This window comes from Chryseobacterium oryzae (assembly GCF_022811665.1).
Classification (GTDB): Bacteria; Bacteroidota; Bacteroidia; order Flavobacteriales; family Weeksellaceae; genus Chryseobacterium; species Chryseobacterium oryzae.
On sequence record NZ_CP094529.1, the window covers coordinates 2,791,865 to 2,810,394 of the forward strand.

The 18,530-nt window shown below is 35.1% G+C and carries 15 protein-coding genes; all 15 read left to right on the plus strand.

Annotation, left to right across the window (positions count from 1 at the left end):
* Nucleotides 1-203: 203 nt before the first annotated feature.
* A complete protein-coding gene (gene metK / locus MTP08_RS12705) occupies nt 204-1,484 on the plus strand; it encodes a methionine adenosyltransferase (protein WP_209389878.1) in 1,281 nt (426 codons plus the stop codon).
* Nucleotides 1,485-1,579: 95 nt separating this feature from the next.
* On the plus strand, nt 1,580-2,062 hold the full coding sequence (locus tag MTP08_RS12710) for a hypothetical protein (protein ID WP_243576255.1): 483 nt from the start codon (nt 1,580-1,582) through the stop codon (nt 2,060-2,062).
* Between the two features lie 192 nt (nt 2,063-2,254).
* Nucleotides 2,255-2,842 carry an RNA polymerase sigma factor gene (locus tag MTP08_RS12715; protein ID WP_243576256.1) on the plus strand — a complete coding sequence of 196 codons (588 nt, stop codon included), beginning with the start codon at nt 2,255-2,257 and terminating at the stop codon, nt 2,840-2,842.
* A 45-nt stretch (nt 2,843-2,887) separates the two neighbouring features.
* Nucleotides 2,888-3,022, plus strand: a complete 135-nt coding sequence (locus MTP08_RS14730; protein WP_262897330.1) for a hypothetical protein — start codon at nt 2,888-2,890, stop codon at nt 3,020-3,022.
* A gap of 21 nt (nt 3,023-3,043) precedes the next feature.
* Nucleotides 3,044-3,739 (plus strand): YjjG family noncanonical pyrimidine nucleotidase, encoded by a 696-nt coding sequence (locus tag MTP08_RS12720; protein WP_243576257.1) that lies wholly within the window; start codon nt 3,044-3,046, stop codon nt 3,737-3,739.
* A gap of 101 nt (nt 3,740-3,840) precedes the next feature.
* Nucleotides 3,841-5,340, plus strand: a complete 1,500-nt coding sequence (locus MTP08_RS12725) for a GH3 auxin-responsive promoter family protein (protein WP_243576258.1) — start codon at nt 3,841-3,843, stop codon at nt 5,338-5,340.
* 69 nt (nt 5,341-5,409) lie between these two features.
* Nucleotides 5,410-5,772 (plus strand): hypothetical protein, encoded by a 363-nt coding sequence (locus MTP08_RS12730; protein ID WP_209389883.1) that lies wholly within the window; start codon nt 5,410-5,412, stop codon nt 5,770-5,772.
* Between the two features lie 103 nt (nt 5,773-5,875).
* Nucleotides 5,876-7,111, plus strand: coding sequence for an MFS transporter (locus tag MTP08_RS12735; protein WP_209389884.1), 1,236 nt, complete (start codon nt 5,876-5,878; stop codon nt 7,109-7,111).
* 90 nt (nt 7,112-7,201) lie between these two features.
* A complete protein-coding gene (locus MTP08_RS12740; protein WP_243576259.1) occupies nt 7,202-9,268 on the plus strand; it encodes a T9SS type B sorting domain-containing protein in 2,067 nt (688 codons plus the stop codon).
* 114 nt (nt 9,269-9,382) lie between these two features.
* Nucleotides 9,383-11,443, plus strand: a complete 2,061-nt coding sequence (locus tag MTP08_RS12745) for a T9SS type B sorting domain-containing protein (protein WP_243576260.1) — start codon at nt 9,383-9,385, stop codon at nt 11,441-11,443.
* A 148-nt stretch (nt 11,444-11,591) separates the two neighbouring features.
* Nucleotides 11,592-13,190, plus strand: a complete 1,599-nt coding sequence (gene dnaB, locus MTP08_RS12750; protein WP_243576261.1) for a replicative DNA helicase — start codon at nt 11,592-11,594, stop codon at nt 13,188-13,190.
* A gap of 72 nt (nt 13,191-13,262) precedes the next feature.
* The gene (gene rnhA, locus MTP08_RS12755) at nt 13,263-13,739 is read left to right on the plus strand and encodes a ribonuclease HI (protein ID WP_243576262.1); all 477 of its coding nucleotides are present in this window, start codon (nt 13,263-13,265) and stop codon (nt 13,737-13,739) included.
* Between the two features lie 157 nt (nt 13,740-13,896).
* Nucleotides 13,897-16,149 carry a T9SS type B sorting domain-containing protein gene (locus MTP08_RS12760; protein ID WP_243576263.1) on the plus strand — a complete coding sequence of 751 codons (2,253 nt, stop codon included), beginning with the start codon at nt 13,897-13,899 and terminating at the stop codon, nt 16,147-16,149.
* Between the two features lie 126 nt (nt 16,150-16,275).
* On the plus strand, nt 16,276-16,905 hold the full coding sequence (locus tag MTP08_RS12765) for an NAD(P)H-dependent oxidoreductase (RefSeq protein ID WP_243576264.1): 630 nt from the start codon (nt 16,276-16,278) through the stop codon (nt 16,903-16,905).
* A gap of 30 nt (nt 16,906-16,935) precedes the next feature.
* A complete protein-coding gene (gene nadB, locus MTP08_RS12770) occupies nt 16,936-18,507 on the plus strand; it encodes an L-aspartate oxidase (protein WP_243576265.1) in 1,572 nt (523 codons plus the stop codon).
* Nucleotides 18,508-18,530: the final 23 nt, after the last annotated feature.

The window sequence follows — 18,530 nt, forward strand, 5'->3', positions numbered from 1 at the left end:
ATTTTGAATTAATTTAAATAATAAACTCTTAAAATTTTGAGTATTAGAAAATAGTCCCTAAATTTGCAGACGTTTATTAACGAGGAAAAATTTGACCTGATTGCAACCTCTCTAAAAAAATGCTAAAACAGTAATCCTTTTAGCTATTTACGGGCAGTTATTCACTTTTTTCTTCACATTTTCAATAAAATACAAAGAATAATATGTCTTATTTATTTACATCTGAATCTGTTTCAGAAGGGCATCCTGATAAAATTGCCGATCAGATTTCCGACGCATTAATTGATCATTTTTTAGCATACGACAAAAACTCCAAAGTTGCTTGTGAAACATTAGTTACTACAGGACAGGTTGTTTTGGCGGGTGAAGTAAAATCTGATGCATATCTTGACGTACAAACGATTGCCAGAGATGTCATCAACGGAATCGGTTACACAAAAGGAGAATATATGTTTAACGGAGACTCTTGTGGAGTTATTTCTGCTATTCATGAGCAATCTCCAGACATTAACCAAGGGGTAGACAGAACTGTAAACGATGAATCTTTCGAAGCAAAAGCTAACGCACAGGGAGCAGGAGACCAAGGAATGATGTTTGGTTATGCAACCAACGAAACAGCTAATTACATGCCTTTAGCTCTAGACTTGGCTCACACCATTCTTAAAGAACTTTCTGCAATCCGTAGAGAAAATTCAGATATTACTTATCTTCGTCCAGATGCGAAATCTCAGGTAACCATTGAGTATTCTGACGATCACAAACCCATTAGAATAGATTCTATTGTTGTTTCTACACAACATGACGATTTTGGGTCTGAAGAAGAAATGCTGAACAAAATTAGAGAGGATATTAAAAATATTTTAATACCAAGAGTTGTTGCACAACAATCTGAAGAGATTAAAGCTTTATTTAACGACCAAATTAAATACCACATTAACCCTACAGGTAAATTTGTAATCGGCGGACCTCACGGAGATACCGGTCTTACAGGAAGAAAAATTATCGTAGACACGTATGGTGGAAAAGGTGCTCACGGAGGAGGAGCATTCTCAGGAAAAGATCCGTCTAAAGTAGACAGAAGTGCAGCGTACGCAACACGTCACATTGCTAAAAATTTGGTTGCTGCGGGTGTTGCCGATGAAGTTTTGGTACAGGTTTCTTATGCAATTGGTGTTGCAGAACCTTGTGGATTGTATATTAATACTTTCGGAACCGCTAAAGTGGATATGCATGATGGTGAAATCGCTAAAAAAGTATCTACTATTTTCGATTTGAGACCTTATGCTATCGAACAAAATTTAAAATTGAGAAATCCTATTTATCAGGAAACAGCTTCTTACGGCCACATGGGTAGAGAACATTATGTTGCTGATAAAACTTTCAATAAAGGACAGAAAAACGAATTAACTCTGGAAGGTCTGGAATTCTTCACTTGGGAGAAATTAGACAAAGTAGAAGAAATTAAATCTTCTTTCGGAATTTAATCGAAATTTTCGGTACAGAAACTGCTTTATCATCTAAATGCTAAAGCAGTTTTTTTTATTTTTACATCCAAATTTAATACAGTAAACACCATTATATGAAACAGTTTCCATTATTACTACTGTTAATTTTGACAGGTTTAACAGCGAAAGCACAATATACTGTTCACAAAATGATAAATGTGGGATACGTTTATCAAAATCAGAGCTTTGGTGAGATTGGCGGAAAATTGCTTTTTCTAAAAAATGATGATGTAATATACAGACTTGGAGCATCTGCATTAATGGGATCTGCAAATTCAGATTTTGCAATTATGCCAAAAGTACAGGCGGATGTATTACTCAATTTTGAAAAAAATGTAGATTTTAATCATTCATACTATTTTTTGGCAGGTGTTGAAGGTACCAATAAATATGTGGCTCCAAAAATTGGCGTTACGCTTTTCGGACTTCTCGATCTTACAGGAGGCTATGCATTTCCAATTGGTGACAAAGGTTTAAATGGAAAACAAATGAAAGGACTGAATATTAATTTCACATTAAATATTCCTACCACATTCTTACATGACATGTTTAATTAACTTTTTTTATTAATTTTTTTAGAAAATTTAATATTTGTTTAATACTTATTAAAATTTTATTATATTTACAGCATAATTTGATGCTTATAGAATATACTCTACTCTAAAATCCGTCTTAAGACAAATTCTCTAATGAACTTGATATAAAAATCAGGAAAGAGTTTGTACTGTAATAAATTTTTGAGAAGAGTTATGAAACCAACAGACAGCCAACTGATATCCTTGTACCAAAAAGGAACCGAAGAAGCATTATCCTCTCTTATACACCGACACCAAAGAGAGCTTTTCACATTTATTTTCTATAAAATAAACGATCAGGATCTTGCCAATGATATCTTTCAGGATACGTTCATGAAAATTATCGTTATGCTGAAGGAAGGACGATATAATGAAGAAGGAAAATTTATCCTTTGGGCAAAAAGAATTGCGCAAAATTTAATCATCGATTATTTCCGTGCAAAATCTAAAAACACAAAAGTGTCCGAAACTACTTTTAATAATGAAGAGTTTTCTATTTTCGATCTTATTCGGGAACCATCAGAAAACATTGAAGATCAATTGGTAACCACTCAAATTCATGAAGATCTTTTAAAAATGCTTCATTTTCTTCCTCAAAACCAGCAGGAAGTAATAAAGCTGAGATATTATGATGGCTTAAGCTTCAAAGAAATTGCAGAACATACCGACATGAGCATTAATACCACTTTAGGAAGAGTGAGATATGCTCTTATCAATCTTCGAAAAATTATGGAGGAAAATAATATTATTCTTACAAGATAATAATTTGGTACAATTTTCGTTTTAAAGAAAATACAATTTTCGCCTATGAAAAATAACGATTCTTTAAAATTGAAAAATTTGAAACCCAAAAAGCAAACTGTAGATTTTCTCCTGAGCTTCTCCAAAAATCTGGAAGTTGTAAAAGTGAAAAACAAAAATTATCACTTTACAAAAAACTAAAAATATTTAAATTTGTGCTGTATGAAAATTCAGCACATTTTTTTTGACCTTGACAACACCCTTTGGGATCATCGCAAAAACGCCTATTTAACCATTAAAGATCTTTTCGAAAAAGAAGAAATTTCCCTAAAATTCAATATTGATTTTGAGGAGTTCCATTCTGCTTATCACGATATTAACGAAAGGCTTTGGGAACAGATTCGTGATGGAGAAATTGACAAGGAATATCTCAGAAAACACCGTTTTTATGACACATTTAATCGTTTCGGAGTAGACAACCTCCAATTATCCATGTATTTTGAGGAACATTTTTTAGATAAAATCCTCAATCACAATCATCTCGTAGAAGGAGCAGAATACATTTTGGAATATTTAAAGAATAAAAATTACAAACTTCATATTATTTCAAACGGATTTCAGGAAGTAACGGAAAGGAAATGCATACTTTCTGGAATAGATCATTATTTCCAAACCATTACCAGTGCAGATTCTGTTGGGGTAAGAAAACCTAATCCTGAAATTTTCGAATATTCATTTTCATTGGCAAATGCTTCTAAAAACGAAAGTATTTTAATTGGTGACGATTGGATTGCCGACATAACAGGAGCCCAAAACTTCGGAATAGACGTTATTTTTTTTGATGTTTTAAAGGAAAACAAATCTTCGGAAAATCTTAAGACAATACAACACCTTTTACAGATTAAAGAATACTTGTAAAATATTAAGTTGAGAAAACGGTAAATCTGTCAGCAAAAACAGAAATTATATATCGAAAGAAAATTTCAATTCATGTCTATACTTATTTATACATTTGAAGCATGTTAAATTTCATCAAGAAACAGGCAGCACTTCTCTGGGCGAAAAAAAGCGTCAGAAAAGCAGAAGAATTTAAAAATAATGCTGAAAAAAACCAAGAGCAACTTTTATTGTCGCTTATAAAACATGCTGAAAAAACATTGTTTGGAAGAACACATCAATTTGAGGAAATAAAATCTGTTGAGGATTTTCAGAATCGTGTTCCGGTTTCAGACTACGAAGATTTAAAACCATATATAGAAAAGGTAAAAAAAGGGCAACGCAATATATTGTGGACCGAAACTCCGGAATATTTTGCCAAAACTTCGGGAACTACTTCTGGAGCAAAATACATCCCAATTTCGAAAGAAGGAATGCCTTATCAGATTGCCGGTGCACAAAGTGCATTGTTTCATTATATCGCAAAAAAAGGCAATGCCGATTCTGTAAACGGAAAAATGATTTTCTTGCAGGGTAGTCCGGAACTTGAAGAGGTTTACGGCATCAAAACCGGAAGACTTTCAGGAATTGTAGCCCATCATATCCCTAATTACCTTCAGAAAAACCGTTTGCCAAGCTGGGAAACCAACATGATTGATGACTGGGAAACTAAAGTGGAAAAAATAGTTGAGGAAACCGAAAAAGAAAACATGACGCTCATTTCCGGAATTCCACCTTGGCTGATTATGTATTTTGAAAAATTAATTGAAAAGAACGGAAAAAAAATTAAGCAGATTTTCCCCAATCTTCAACTTATTGTAACCGGAGGCGTAAATTACGAACCTTACCGCGACAAAATGGAAGAACTTTTGGGCGGAAGCGTAGATATCATCCAGACATTTCCTGCTTCTGAAGGTTTTTTTGCATTTCAGGACGATTATACGAAGGAAGGCTTATTGCTTTTAACAAATCATGGAATTTTTTATGAATTTATCCCTTTAGAAGAGTACGGAAAACCCAACGCCAAAAGGCTAACTTTAAAAGATGTAGAACTCAATAAAGATTACGCCCTTATTTTAACCACCAATTCTGGTCTTTGGGCATATTCTATTGGCGATGTGGTAAGATTTATAGATAAAAATCCGCACCGAATTTTGGTGAGCGGAAGAACCAAACATTTTACGTCTGCATTTGGTGAACACGTTATTGCTTACGAGGTTGAAGAAGCCATGAAAGCAGCTTTAGAAAAATATCCTGCACAGATTACAGAATTTCATCTGGCTCCGCAAGTAAATCCTGAAGAAGGACTCCCTTATCATGAATGGTTTATAGAATTCGAAAAAGAACCAGAAAATATAGATTCGTTTAGAACAGAGCTCGATAATCAACTGAGAAAAAGAAATACGTATTATGATGATTTGATTTCGGGAAATATTCTTCAAAAACTCCATATTTCGAAACTCAAAAAAAATGCTTTTCAGGAATATGCAAAATCTGAAGGTAAACTGGGAGGTCAGAACAAAATACCTAGACTTGCAAATGACAGAAAAATTGCAGATTTATTGGAAATTTACAAATTTTAGCCATATTTTCTTCAATACAAAAAGATATATTCAAAAAAAATTATAAATTTGAAAAACTAAAATAATATAATGAAAGCATCTGTACTTTTAAAATCGTCTTTATTAACGTCTTTATTCGTAATTTCCTCATGTGCTACTACAAAGTATAGCGAAGATATTGCTCAGAATAATTACTCTAATCTCGAAGCGGGGAAAATCTACACGGTAACTCCAAGAGACGGATCTAAAAAGCAAACGATTTTATTCCGAAATGTTGCAGGTGATAATATTATCGGAACGAAAGGAAAAAAAGACAGCACACAAGTGGTAATCCCTAAATCTAATATTGCTTCGGTAAAAGACAGATCTAAAGCAAGAGTTACAACGGGTGCGGTAATAATTGGAGCCGCCGCAGCTGCAGCCATTGTAATTAGCTCATCTAAAGCAGATTAAAATTCCACATTTTAAAAAAATTACCATCCCGGTTTTTTAAAAAAATTTTGAAATTAAAAAAATCAATAGCCTTGAATGAAAATTTAAGGCTATTTTTGTAAGCATGATTCCTTCTTTACCGCTAAAAACATTGCAAAATGTTGAGTTCAGAAATCTTCTTACCGGAAGATTCGTTATTGTGATGGCATTTAGAATGTTGGCAACTTTATTGGGATGGTGGGTGTACCAACTTACCAAAGACCCATTTTCTATCGGATTAATCGGACTTTCTGAGGTAATACCCGCCGTAAGTTGTGCATTATATGCCGGCCACGTAATTGACATGAATGAGAAAAAGAAACTTCTTCTCATCTGCAATTATGCGTATGTATTTCTTATTGGTCTTTTGCTAATTCCTGCATTTCTGAATGTTGAACTTCATTTTTCGGGACATCAAATTACCTATTTTATTTATACTGTAATATTTTTTACAGGAATAGCGAGAGCATTTATCGGCCCGATTGTTCCTTCTATGATTCCTCAAATCGTGCAAAAAATTAATCTTCCTAATGCCATAACTTTAAATCAGGCAACATTTTTAATTTCTTCTGTATGCGGACATGCTGCGGGTGGTTTTTTAATTGAATTTTATGGAATTAAATGGACTTTAACCGTTATTATAGGATTAATTATTCTGGCATCATTTTTCTTCTGGAAACTTAAACCTCAGTTCTCAAGCCATAAAAAAGGCGAAGTAAAGGTTATGGAAAGTATTAAAGAAGGTGTTTCTTATATTTTCAAAACAAAAGAAATCTTGGGAGCTCTCTGTCTGGATATGTTTGCTGTACTTTTTGGAGGAGCTGTTGCTATGATTCCTGTTTTCGCAACCGATATTTTAAAATCCGGAGCAAATGGCTTAGGATTATTGAATGCAGCATCGGATATCGGCTCTATGATTATCATTACTACCCTTTCAATTGTACCATTACGAAAAAATCAGGGGAAAGTATTATTAGCTGTGGTTGCAGGGTTCGGGTTATGCATAATAGGTTTTGGATTATCTGAATATTATTGGCTTTCATTCATGTTTTTGGTTCTCAGCGGAATGCTGGATGGGATTTCGGTGGTCATCCGTGGAACAATTGTTCAGTTGAAAACACCAGATCATATTCGAGGCAGAGTTTTGAGTGCAAATTCTATCTTCATTATGTCGAGTAATGAAATGGGACAATTTGAAAGTGGTTTGGCTGCCAAACTTCTCGGCGTTGTAAAATCGGTAGTTGTCGGTGGTACATTAACAGTAATGATAGCCGCAAGCGTTGGAGTCTTTAATTCAAAATTACGCAAAATGCAATATTAAAGGTATTGCAGCGTTAACGTTATATATATACTAAAAATTACATCATTAAGTTATTATTTTTTTTATATTTGTATCAAAAATTTTTTTAAAATGAAAAAAACTTTACTCATTTTTTTACTAATTATATCTCAATTTTTTTCTGCACAGTCCGACTGTCCTACAGCGTTTACTGTTTGCGGAAATTCAGGTATATCCTACACACCATCTGGTCCGGGAGATATTCGTGAGATTTTGGGAGGATGTCTGAGCACTAATGAGCATTATTCTGTATGGTACACCTTTACAATTGCTACAGCGGGGACATTAACATTCACGATTAATCCTAATTATTTCCCAGATGATTATGATTTCGCAGTATATGGTCCCAACAAACAATGTGGCAGCTTGGGTGCACCATTACGTTGTAACTATTCTGGAGCAGACGGTCCTACCGGTTTAAATCTTGCTACCATACACCCTACTGTAAACGGACAATGGAGTGGCTTTATGAATGTTTTACCAGGAGAAGTATACTATTTAATTGTAGACAATTATTCTAAAAGTGCCAACGGATTCTCTTTATCATGGGGTGGTACTGCAACGTTAGCATCACCATTTAACGATCCTTCTCTAGCCAACAACCCATTTATTGCTCCTGGTCAGCCTAATGCAAACCCGGCTCTTCCCAACGAAGTTGTTATTTGTTCTAATCCTGCAACTTTTGATTTTAGTACATTGAATGCAGGAATTATCAACGGAAATGTTAACTTCTCTGTAAGTTATTATCTGAACAGTAATGATGTTCTTACTGGAAACGCTCCCATAACAACACCAATTTCTGTAAATACAAGTGATACATATTATTACAGCATTATGTACACTGATCCCACTAACCCAAATAGCCCTATTAATAAGTGTAAACAGACGGGTACTTTTAAATTTAAAAATGGAAGTTTTGTAGCAACAGATGCTACTCTCACCGAATGTAGCAATAACAACACAGGAGTAGGAGTTTTCAACCTCACAACTGCGAATATTTTCGGAGATCCTACATATACCAGAAAGTATTATGCTTCAATGTATGATCTTAATAATAATATCAATGAGATTACAAACCCTTATCAATACACATCTGCAGGAGGATCTGTTTTTGTTTTGGTAACTTCGCCTTTTGGATGTAAGGATGTGGCAGAAATAAAATTAAAATTCTACCCTGTCATTACCGTAACTGAGGCTACATTGAGAACTTGTTTTATCGAAGGAAATCCATCTACCGGTTCTTTTAATTTAACGACTGCTTTAATTAGCAACCCATCGGGAACTACAAAAAGATATTTCCCTTCGATGACTGATGCAGTGAACGCAACCAATGAAATTAATAACCCAACCAATTATATTGCTCCTACAGGAGTTGTGTATATTAGAGTAAGTGATGGAAACGGATGTTATACAGTTGCAAAAGTTAATCTTATTGTAATCCCACCTACGTACTCAACCGTACTTCAAGACAAAGTTATTTGCTTTGAAGACAAGACCACTTTGGATGCAGGACCAGGTTTCAGTGGTTATGTATGGAGCACGGGAGCAACTACTCAAACAATTACTAACGTTAGCGTAGGTACTTATTGGGTAAAACTGAAAACAGGAGACTGTACTGCTAAACAAATTGTAAAGGTATATGCTTCCGAACAGCCTGTAATTTCTAATGTTGATATCTCAACCAACAATATTACCGTGAATGTAATAGGAGGAAGCCCTGCTTATCAATACTCTATCGACAATGTAAACTGGCAAGAATCTAATGTATTTAAAGATATTACAAGAGGTGATCATACAGTATATGTTAAAGACTCTTATGACTGCGAACCAATCCAAGTGAGTGTAGTTGTTCCTAATCTTGTGAATGTTATAACTCCTAACGGAGATGGCGTAAACGATGTAATTGATTATTCTGCATTAGCCGGAAAAGAAAATTTAGTTCTTAGTATTTTCGACAGATACGGTGCTAAAGTCTTCCAGGCAGATAAGACCAATGGTTACAAGTGGAACGGTACAACCAATGGAAGCACCCGTGTTCCTACAGGTAATTACTGGTATTCTGTTACATGGAATGAAAATAACAAAACTAAAACGCCAATTAAATTTTCAGGTTGGCTAATGGTAAAGAACAGAGAATAAACAAGTTGAAAAACTTTTAAATAAAGCCGCTACATGCGGCTTTATTTATATTTAACTATAAATAATCTATTTTAAAATAAATTTTTAGCTAAATTTGTTACAAATATTTATAATATGAAAAAAATACTACTCTTTTTTGTGGTTATAATATCGCAGATATTTTATGCACAGTCAGACTGTATTTCAGCAATACCTGTCTGTGGAAATTCCGGAATTAGTTATAATCCAAACAGTAATGGAAATGTTATAGAACAAACTGCTGGAAGCTGCTTGGGACTAGAAAACTACTCTGTTTGGTACGTTTTTACCGCTGCAACAAGTGGTACGATCGAATTCACCATAACCCCTAATACGGTTCCTAACGTAAATCATTATGACTATGATTTTGCAGTTTATGGACCTAATATAGATTGCTCTACGTGGGATTTTGGAAATGCAATAAGATGTAATTACAGTGGACTTAGTGGTCCTACAGGATTAAGCTCTACAAATACAGGTGCTCAATGGGGACTTCCTCTTCCGGTTTTAGCTGGAGAAACCTATTATTTACTGATTGACAATTATATCCCGAGTAACCCGTACGGTTTTGCTTTAACTTGGGGTGGAACAGCAACTTTAACTTCCCCATTCACTAACCCTTCTTTAACACCTAACCCTTTTCTTCCACCAGGACCCGCCCATAACGGAATCTTATCAATATGTACAAACCCATCGCTTTTTAATTTTTCCACTCTTTCTACGGGAATCATCAATGGAAATCCAAATTTTTCGGTAACCTATCATACATCATCTAATGATGCATTAACTAATGCCAATCCTATTACCACTGCAATAAGTGTAAATACTACGGATACTTATTATTATGCTATTCATTATCTTGATCCTTCCAACCCTACCAATCCGTTAAATGACTGTACACAGACTGGTACTATAAAATTTGTTTTAGGTCCTATAGTAACCTCTAACGCAACCATAAAAGCATGTAACAATAACAACGCGGGTAGTGCAGTTTTCGATCTTTCATCGGGATCTGTATATGCTGATCCTGCTGCGGTTAAAAAATATTTTCCTTCATTAGCTGATTTAACTGCAGGTACTAATGAAATCACTACACCTTTATCCTATCAATCTACTGCACCTAAAAAAATATTTGTAAAAGTAACTACAACCGATGGATGTACAGGAAACGCAGAAATAGATTTAGAATATTATCCTTCTATTCCTGTAACACCCGCAACATTAGAATCTTGTTTTATTGAAAATGCAATTCTTACCGCTCAGTTTGATCTTACCCAAGCCGCTGTAACAACTGCGAATGGAACTACTAAAAAGTTTTACAGAACTAAAGCAGATGCACTTGCCGACATAAATGCGATTACCGACGCTACAAATTATATTTCTACCGCAGGAGAAGTTTATGTGAGAGTTATCAGCCCGAATGACTGCTATGAGATAACTAAAATTACTCTGAAAGTAACTGCACCAGTAAAATCTACCGTTCTGAAAGACAAAACAATCTGTATTGAAGACAGAACTACTTTAGATGCAGGTCCTGGTTTCTCTAGTTACGAATGGAGTACGGGAGCAACTACACAAACTATTCAAGGTGTTGCAGTAGGATCTTATTGGGTAAAACTACAGACCGGTAATTGCTTTACATTCCAACGAGTAACTGTTCATCCTGCTCCACAGCCAGTAATTGCAAGTGTGGATATTAACAATAATACTATTACAGTATATCCATCTGGAGGAACTGCTCCTTACGAATATTCTATAGATGGAATTACTTGGCAGAGCTCAAATGTATTTTCTAATCTTCCAAGAGGAGAAAACAAAATATTTTTAAGAGACAGCTACGATTGTACGCCTATTCAAATACAGCTTACAGTACCCAATCTTGTAAATGTAATTACACCGAATGGAGATAACGTAAACGATGAAATAGATTATTCTGATTTAGCTTATAAAAAGAACTTAGTATTCACCGTTTATAACAGATACGGAAACAAAGTTTACGAAGCAGACAAAGTAAGAAATTACAAATGGAACGGTACATCCGGAGGTAAAAAACTAAATACAGGAACTTATTGGTACACAATTACCTGGAATGAAAATGACAAGAACAGTACACCAACACAATACAAAGGTTGGGTTCTTCTCAAAAACAGACAATAATTTAAAATTGAAAAAATCACCTCGCGTTTGAGGTGATTTTTTTATCAACATTACCCAATCCTTGTATTTAAAGGATTTTTTAGACTTATCAACAAAGAATATTAATTACTCTTTTCAAATTATTTTTTAAATAAACTATCTTTGCAGTATGGCTCAGAAAGAAACACTCTCTTCACTTACTCAGGGTAATTTTGCTAGAGAATTGTCGATTGCAGACGGGAAAATGCCTCCCAATGCAGTAGATTTTGAAAGATTGGTTATAGGTACTTTTTTAATTGATAAAAAAGGACTCGATAATTCTATAGACCTTCTCACCTCCGAAGTTTTTTATGACCCAAGACATCAGGTTATATTTTCTGCATTGCTTAAGCTGTATGAAGGAAATCTTCCGGTGGATATAATGACAGTTATTCAGGAATTAAAAAAGACAGACAAGCTTAATACCGCAGGAGGAGATCATTACATTATCGAACTTACTATGGGAGTAAGTTCATCTGCACATATCGAATATCACGTAAGAGTTATTCTCGAAAAATACATTCTGAGAAGTTTAATTAATGTTTCTGCCAATGTGATAGATTCTTCTTACAAAGAATCTACAGATGTTTTTGAACTTTTAGATAAAGCGGAACAATCTTTCTTTGAAATTACAAACGGAACTATCAAAAAAGGATTCGATACCGCGAACTCTTTGGTTAAACAGGCAATTGACACCATAAAAGCTCTAAAAGACAAAGAGGGAATCTCCGGAGTTCCATCGGGCTTCAGAGATATAGATAAAGAAACCGGAGGATGGCAAAATTCCGACCTTATTATTATTGCTGCACGTCCCGCAATGGGAAAAACCGCCTTTCTTCTGTCTATGGCAAGAAATATTGCTGTTGGACACAAAATTCCAATGGCATTATTCTCGTTAGAGATGGCATCCGTACAGCTTATTACCAGAATGATTGCCTCAGAAACAAGAATTTCTTCAGAAAAGCTGAGAAAAGGAACTTTGGATGATGAAGAATGGCAAAGATTATTCTCCAATGTTTCGGAACTTGAAAATGCACCATTATATATTGATGAAACACCTTCACTATCCATTTTCGATTTCAGAGCAAAATGCAGAAGACTGGTGATGCAACACGGAGTTAGGTTGATAATGGTAGACTACCTTCAACTGATGACTGCCGGTGGTGGGGGTAAAGGAGCAGGTAACCGAGAGCAGGAAATATCCATGATTTCCCGTTCATTAAAAGCCATTGCAAAAGAACTGAATGTTCCGGTAATTGCACTGTCCCAGCTTTCCCGAAGTGTGGAAACACGCCCTGGTAAAAGACCACAGCTTTCAGACTTAAGAGAATCCGGAGCAATTGAGCAGGATGCGGATATTGTATCTTTTATCTTCAGACCAGAATATTATAAAATTGCCGTATGGGATAATGACGAAGAAGGTCAGGAAACTTCCACCGAAAATCAGGCAGAATTAATCATTGCAAAACACAGAAATGGAGCAACTGCAGATGTAAGACTTTCATTCTTAAAACATTTTGCCAAATTTGGAGATATTGAAGCCGCTTTTGATGGAGGAGCTGGTTCTATGGGATATAGTTCGAATTCTGGTTTAATGGGTGAACCAAGTGGGTTCGACAAAATAAAAACAACCATTCAGCCAGGAGCTGCCTTTGACTTGCCCGACAATTCAAAACTATCCGGATCATCCATGAATGATTTTGATGATGAAGATGATTTTCCATTTTAAATACTGAAAATATAGAGGTTACTTTAGAAGTAGTTTTTCAAAAATTAACTCTAAAATTACCTTAGATAATATATGAGAATTGAAATTTATACAGATGGAGCATGCAGCGGAAATCCCGGCAAAGGAGGATATGGAATTCTTATGCGTGTTCCTGAGAAGAATTACCAAAAAACTTTTTCAAAAGGCTTCAAAAAAACAACCAACAACAGAATGGAGCTTTTAGCAGTTATCACCGCATTAGAAAAATTGAAATCTGCAGAAAATGAAATTCATATATTCACCGACAGCAAATATGTTTCTGACGCCATCAACCAAAACTGGATTTCCGGATGGATAAAAAGAGGTTGGAAAAATGTGAAAAACCCAGATTTATGGAAAAGGTTTATCATACTTTACAATCTTTACCTCCCAAAAATACACTGGATAAAAGGCCACGCCGGACACTTCGAAAATGAACTTTGCGATAAACTTGCCGTAGCTGCAGCAGCTTCTGACCAACTTGAAACGGATGTTTATTTTGAAACCCAGAACGACAGTTCTTTATTTTGAAATTACAAATCAAAACCCAAAATAAATACCCTTTTCATTAGTTTGTCTTTATTTTATTATGAAATAAATATTAAATTCAATAAAATTAATACACAATATTCATTTGTTTTCGGATTATTTATATCTTTACATCTGTAAATCTAACGAAAGCTAATACATGAATAAAAAACTACACTTTTATTTACTTTTCCTATTTTTTTGTTTCGCCCAAAATTTTAAGTCCCAAACCTTTCAATTAACAGGAAATCCCGTTAATACAACCGGTTGGGATGTAGTGCCTTCAGCAACGGTGAACACAGATTTCATACAGCTTACAGCCGATCAGATCTCTCAGGTTGGGGGTATTAAGCTAAATGCTCCTATTAATCTGAAATATTGCGATAAATGGCGGGTAGAATTCGATTTCAGAATAGATGGAAACGGCACAACTTCTTACGGAAAAGGTGACGGGCTTGCATTTTGGTATCTTGCAAATCCACCCGCTTCCTATACTGTAGGTGGAGGTCTTGGAATTCCTGCCAACGCAACAGGACTTATGGTTGGGTTTGATATTTTTAATAATGCTACCGAAGCTCAAATGAGCAAGGTGCATGTTTTATACGGCACCAATAACGGAACTGGTTCTAATATTGAATACAACAATACTCCGGGAAGTACTTATCACACAGCCGATCTCATCAGTACACAACCTTTTGTAGGACCTAACTTTAAACACGTTGAAGTAACCGGCGAAGTAGACAGCAACAATCTTAGCAATTGGATTATTAAAATAAAGATTGATAATGTTTTAGTGGTCAATCAAACATTTGCTCCATCGGGTGCAGCTGTAGGAATGACACAGGGATATTTTGGATTTTCGGCTTCCACTGGAGCTGCAAGTGCAAGACATTCAATTAAAAACGTGAAAGTTTTCACAGATAAAGTAAGCATTTTAAATTCTTCAATTACACAATCGGTTTGCCCAAATCCTTCTACCGGTTTTGGAACTATTAATCTAACGGCTCTTAACTCTCAATTTGTCGCCAATCCTTCTGGTTATACATTTACTTATTCTGTAGGAGGAACAGTTATTTCGAACCCTACAAGCTATCAATTTAATAGCAATACAACTGTAAATGTTATCATTAAAGATAATTCGGCATTACTTTGCGACAACCCTGATGGAACCATTAAACTTACGCTAGGAAATTTCAGTGCAAATAATGTTACGATTGCAGAATGCAACAATAATGGAGCTACAACTGCGGTTTTTAATCTTACATCCGCCTATGTATCTGCTGTTCCAGGGATTACTAAAAAATACTTCCGCACTTTAGCCGATTTAAATGCAGGTACAAATGAAATTACAAATCCTTCAGCATTTATTTCTGCTCCGGGAAAAGTATATGTGAAAGTAACCACACCAGAAGGATGTACAGGAAATGCAGAGGTAACCTTAACATTCCATCCATTACCGGTTGCCCAAGATGCCATGTTAGAATCTTGCTTTATAGAAGGACAAACATCTTGGGGAATGTTTAATCTTACCGCAGCCAACATTACTACCGAAACAGGAATAACAAAGAAATTCTACACTTCTTTTGACAATGCGATGAATGGAATTAATGAAATCTCCACTCCTATCGCATATATTTCTCCTAATGCAGATGTATATGTAAAAGTTACTGCAGTGAGCAATTGTTTTGTCATCAAAAAAATAAAACTAACCGTAACACAACCTGTAAAATCTAGTGTATTAAAAGATAAAATTATCTGCATAGATGCAAGAACTTCATTAGATGCCGGACCAGGATTTTCAGAATATTTATGGAGTACAGGTGCCACAACTCAATCTATTCAGGGAATTTCTGCAGGCGCATATTGGGTAAGACTTAAAACCGGAAACTGCTACACGTATCAAACCGTTAATGTAAAAATTGCGGTAAATCCGGTAATTTCTAATATAGACATTAAGAATAATACGGCAACGGTAAATATTCTTGGTGGTACTGCTCCATATAAGTTCTCGCTTAACGGTATTAATTGGCAAGATTCTAATGTGTTTACAGATTTACCAAGAGGCGAAAATACATTCTATGTAAAGGATATTTATAATTGTGCCCCAATACACGTACAAATTACAATTCCTAATCTGGTAAATGTTATCACTCCGAATGGCGACAATGTAAACGATGTAATAGACTACACAGCATTAGCTTATAAAAAGAATTTAACATTTACTGTATTCGACAGATATGGAAATATGAAATATGAAGCTGATAAAATAAGAAATTACAAATGGGACGGAACCTCAGGTGGCAAAAAATTAACTACCGGAACTTATTGGTACACGATTTCCTGGAACGAAAACGACAAAAACAGCACTCCAACAGTATACAACGGATGGGTTCTGCTGAAAAACAGAGAATAATTTTTTTCACACTTCATATATTAAAATTAAGATGGAACCACTTCAAACGAAGTGGTTTTTTTTATAATATTTGCAAAGTAATTTTTAAATAAGCTTTTATTCATATTCTATTATTAAATTTGTTTTATGAATTATTTGGAAGCACTAAGCAGAAGATATTCTGTAAAAAAATTTAATCCGGATCTTAAAGTTCCGGAAAGCAACCTTTTGAATATTCTGGAATCTGGCAAACTTGCGGCAAGTTCGCTAGGTTTGCAACCTTACAGAATTTTAGTGGTACAAAGCGCAGATATTATTCAGAAACTTATTCCTGCATTTTACAACCCTTCCCAGATTTCCACCTGTTCTCACCTTATTGTTATTGTATCCAAAAAGACGATTGAAGACTCTTATATTGAAGGCTACTTTAGACATATTTCTGAGGTAAGAAATCTTGAAATCGAAAAACTGGATCTTTTTAAAAACAGCATCAATCAGCATATTACGCAGCAAACTGAAAATCAGCTTTTTGGGTGGGCAGAAAAACAATCTTACATCGTTTTGGCCAACCTTATGTATGCAGCAGCCATGGAAAATATCGACAGTTGCCCAATGGAAGGATTCCGACAAAATTTAATTGAAGAAATTCTAGAGATTGATACAGATAGAGAAAGGGTTACTGTAACGCTTGCTTTAGGCTACCGCTCAGCAGAAGACCACTTTCAACACATGAAAAAAGTGAGAAAACCAAACGAAAAATTGTTTAAATTTATTTAATACAAAAACAAAAGAGGTTTAAATTTAAATATGATAAAAGCAGATGTACTGGTAATCGGCTCCGGAATTTCCGGTTTGTCTTATGCCATAAAAATATCCGAACAGCTTCCTGATGCAAAAATTATTATTGTCACTAAATCTGATGAAGATGAAAGCAATACAAAATATGCACAGGGAGGTCTTGCGGTTGTTACAGATTTTAAAAATGATAACTTCGAAAAGCATATTGAAGATACCATGCGTGCAGGAGACGGCGAAAATAAACGGGATGTTGTAGAAATGGTCGTGAGAGAAGCCCCTGCAAGATTTAATGAAATCGTAGAATGGGGAGCAAATTTCGACAAAAAAAACGGAGAGTTTACGCTGGGAAGAGAAGGCGGACATACAGAAAACAGAATCGTTCATCACAAAGATATCACAGGTTTTGAAATTGAGAGAGCACTCCTACAAACTGCAAAAAATAATCCCAATCTTGAGATTTTAGACCATCATTACGTTATAGATATCATCACGCAGCATCATGTTCCCGGAAAAAAACTCAATGAAGATGAAATAAATTGTTATGGTGCTTATATTTTAGATGAAAAATCAAAATCTATAAAAAAAATCACATCCAAAATAACTTTGGTTGCAACAGGAGGAGCAGGACATGTTTACAAAAACACAACCAATCCTACCATTGCCACAGGAGACGGAATTGCTTTTGTTGCCCGTGCAAAAGGAAAAGTAACCAATATGCAGTACTATCAGTTTCACCCCACCGCTTTATACAGCAAGATAGACGGAATGCTGTTTTTAATTTCGGAAGCGGTAAGAGGTGATGGAGCCAAACTTCGCACCAAAAAAGGTGAAAAGTTTATGCATAAATATGATGAAAGAGAAGAACTTGCATCCAGAGATATTGTTGCAAGAGCTATTGATGCTGAAATGAAAACTACCGGAGACGAATATGTAGGATTAGACTGTCGAGAAATGAATCATGAAAAATTTCTTGAACATTTCCCCAACATTTATAAAAAATGCAAAGACGAAGGTATCGATCCATTTACACAACTCATTCCGGTTGTTCCTGCATGCCATTATCTTATGGGAGGAATTGAAATTGATAAAGACGGACAATCTTCCATTAAAAACTTATTTGCAGTGGGCGAATGCACCAATTCCGGATTACATGGAGCCAACAGACTGGCTTCCAATTCACTTTTAGAAGGTTTGGTTTTCGGACATAATGCTGCCATGAAAACCGTTGAACTTTTAAAAGAGAACAATTTCAATTTTGAAGACCTTAAAGCAGTTCCGGAATGGAACGAAGAAGGAATGAAAATAATTGATGAAATGGTGATTGTTTCATACCTTAGAAAACAACTTCAGGAGATGATGAGCGATCTGGTAGGAATTGTTCGCAGCAACAAAAGACTAAAAATGGCATCACAAAAACACGCTGAAATTGAAGCAGCGGTAGACGAAATTTACCACTACTCTATTCTTTCCCCTCAACTTTCTGAACTTAGAAATCTTACAACTGTTGCAAACCTCATCATAACCCAATCTATGGAAATGACAAAAAATAAAGGGGCATTCTACAACAAAGATTTAGTTTAACAGTAACTGATTATATCAACAAA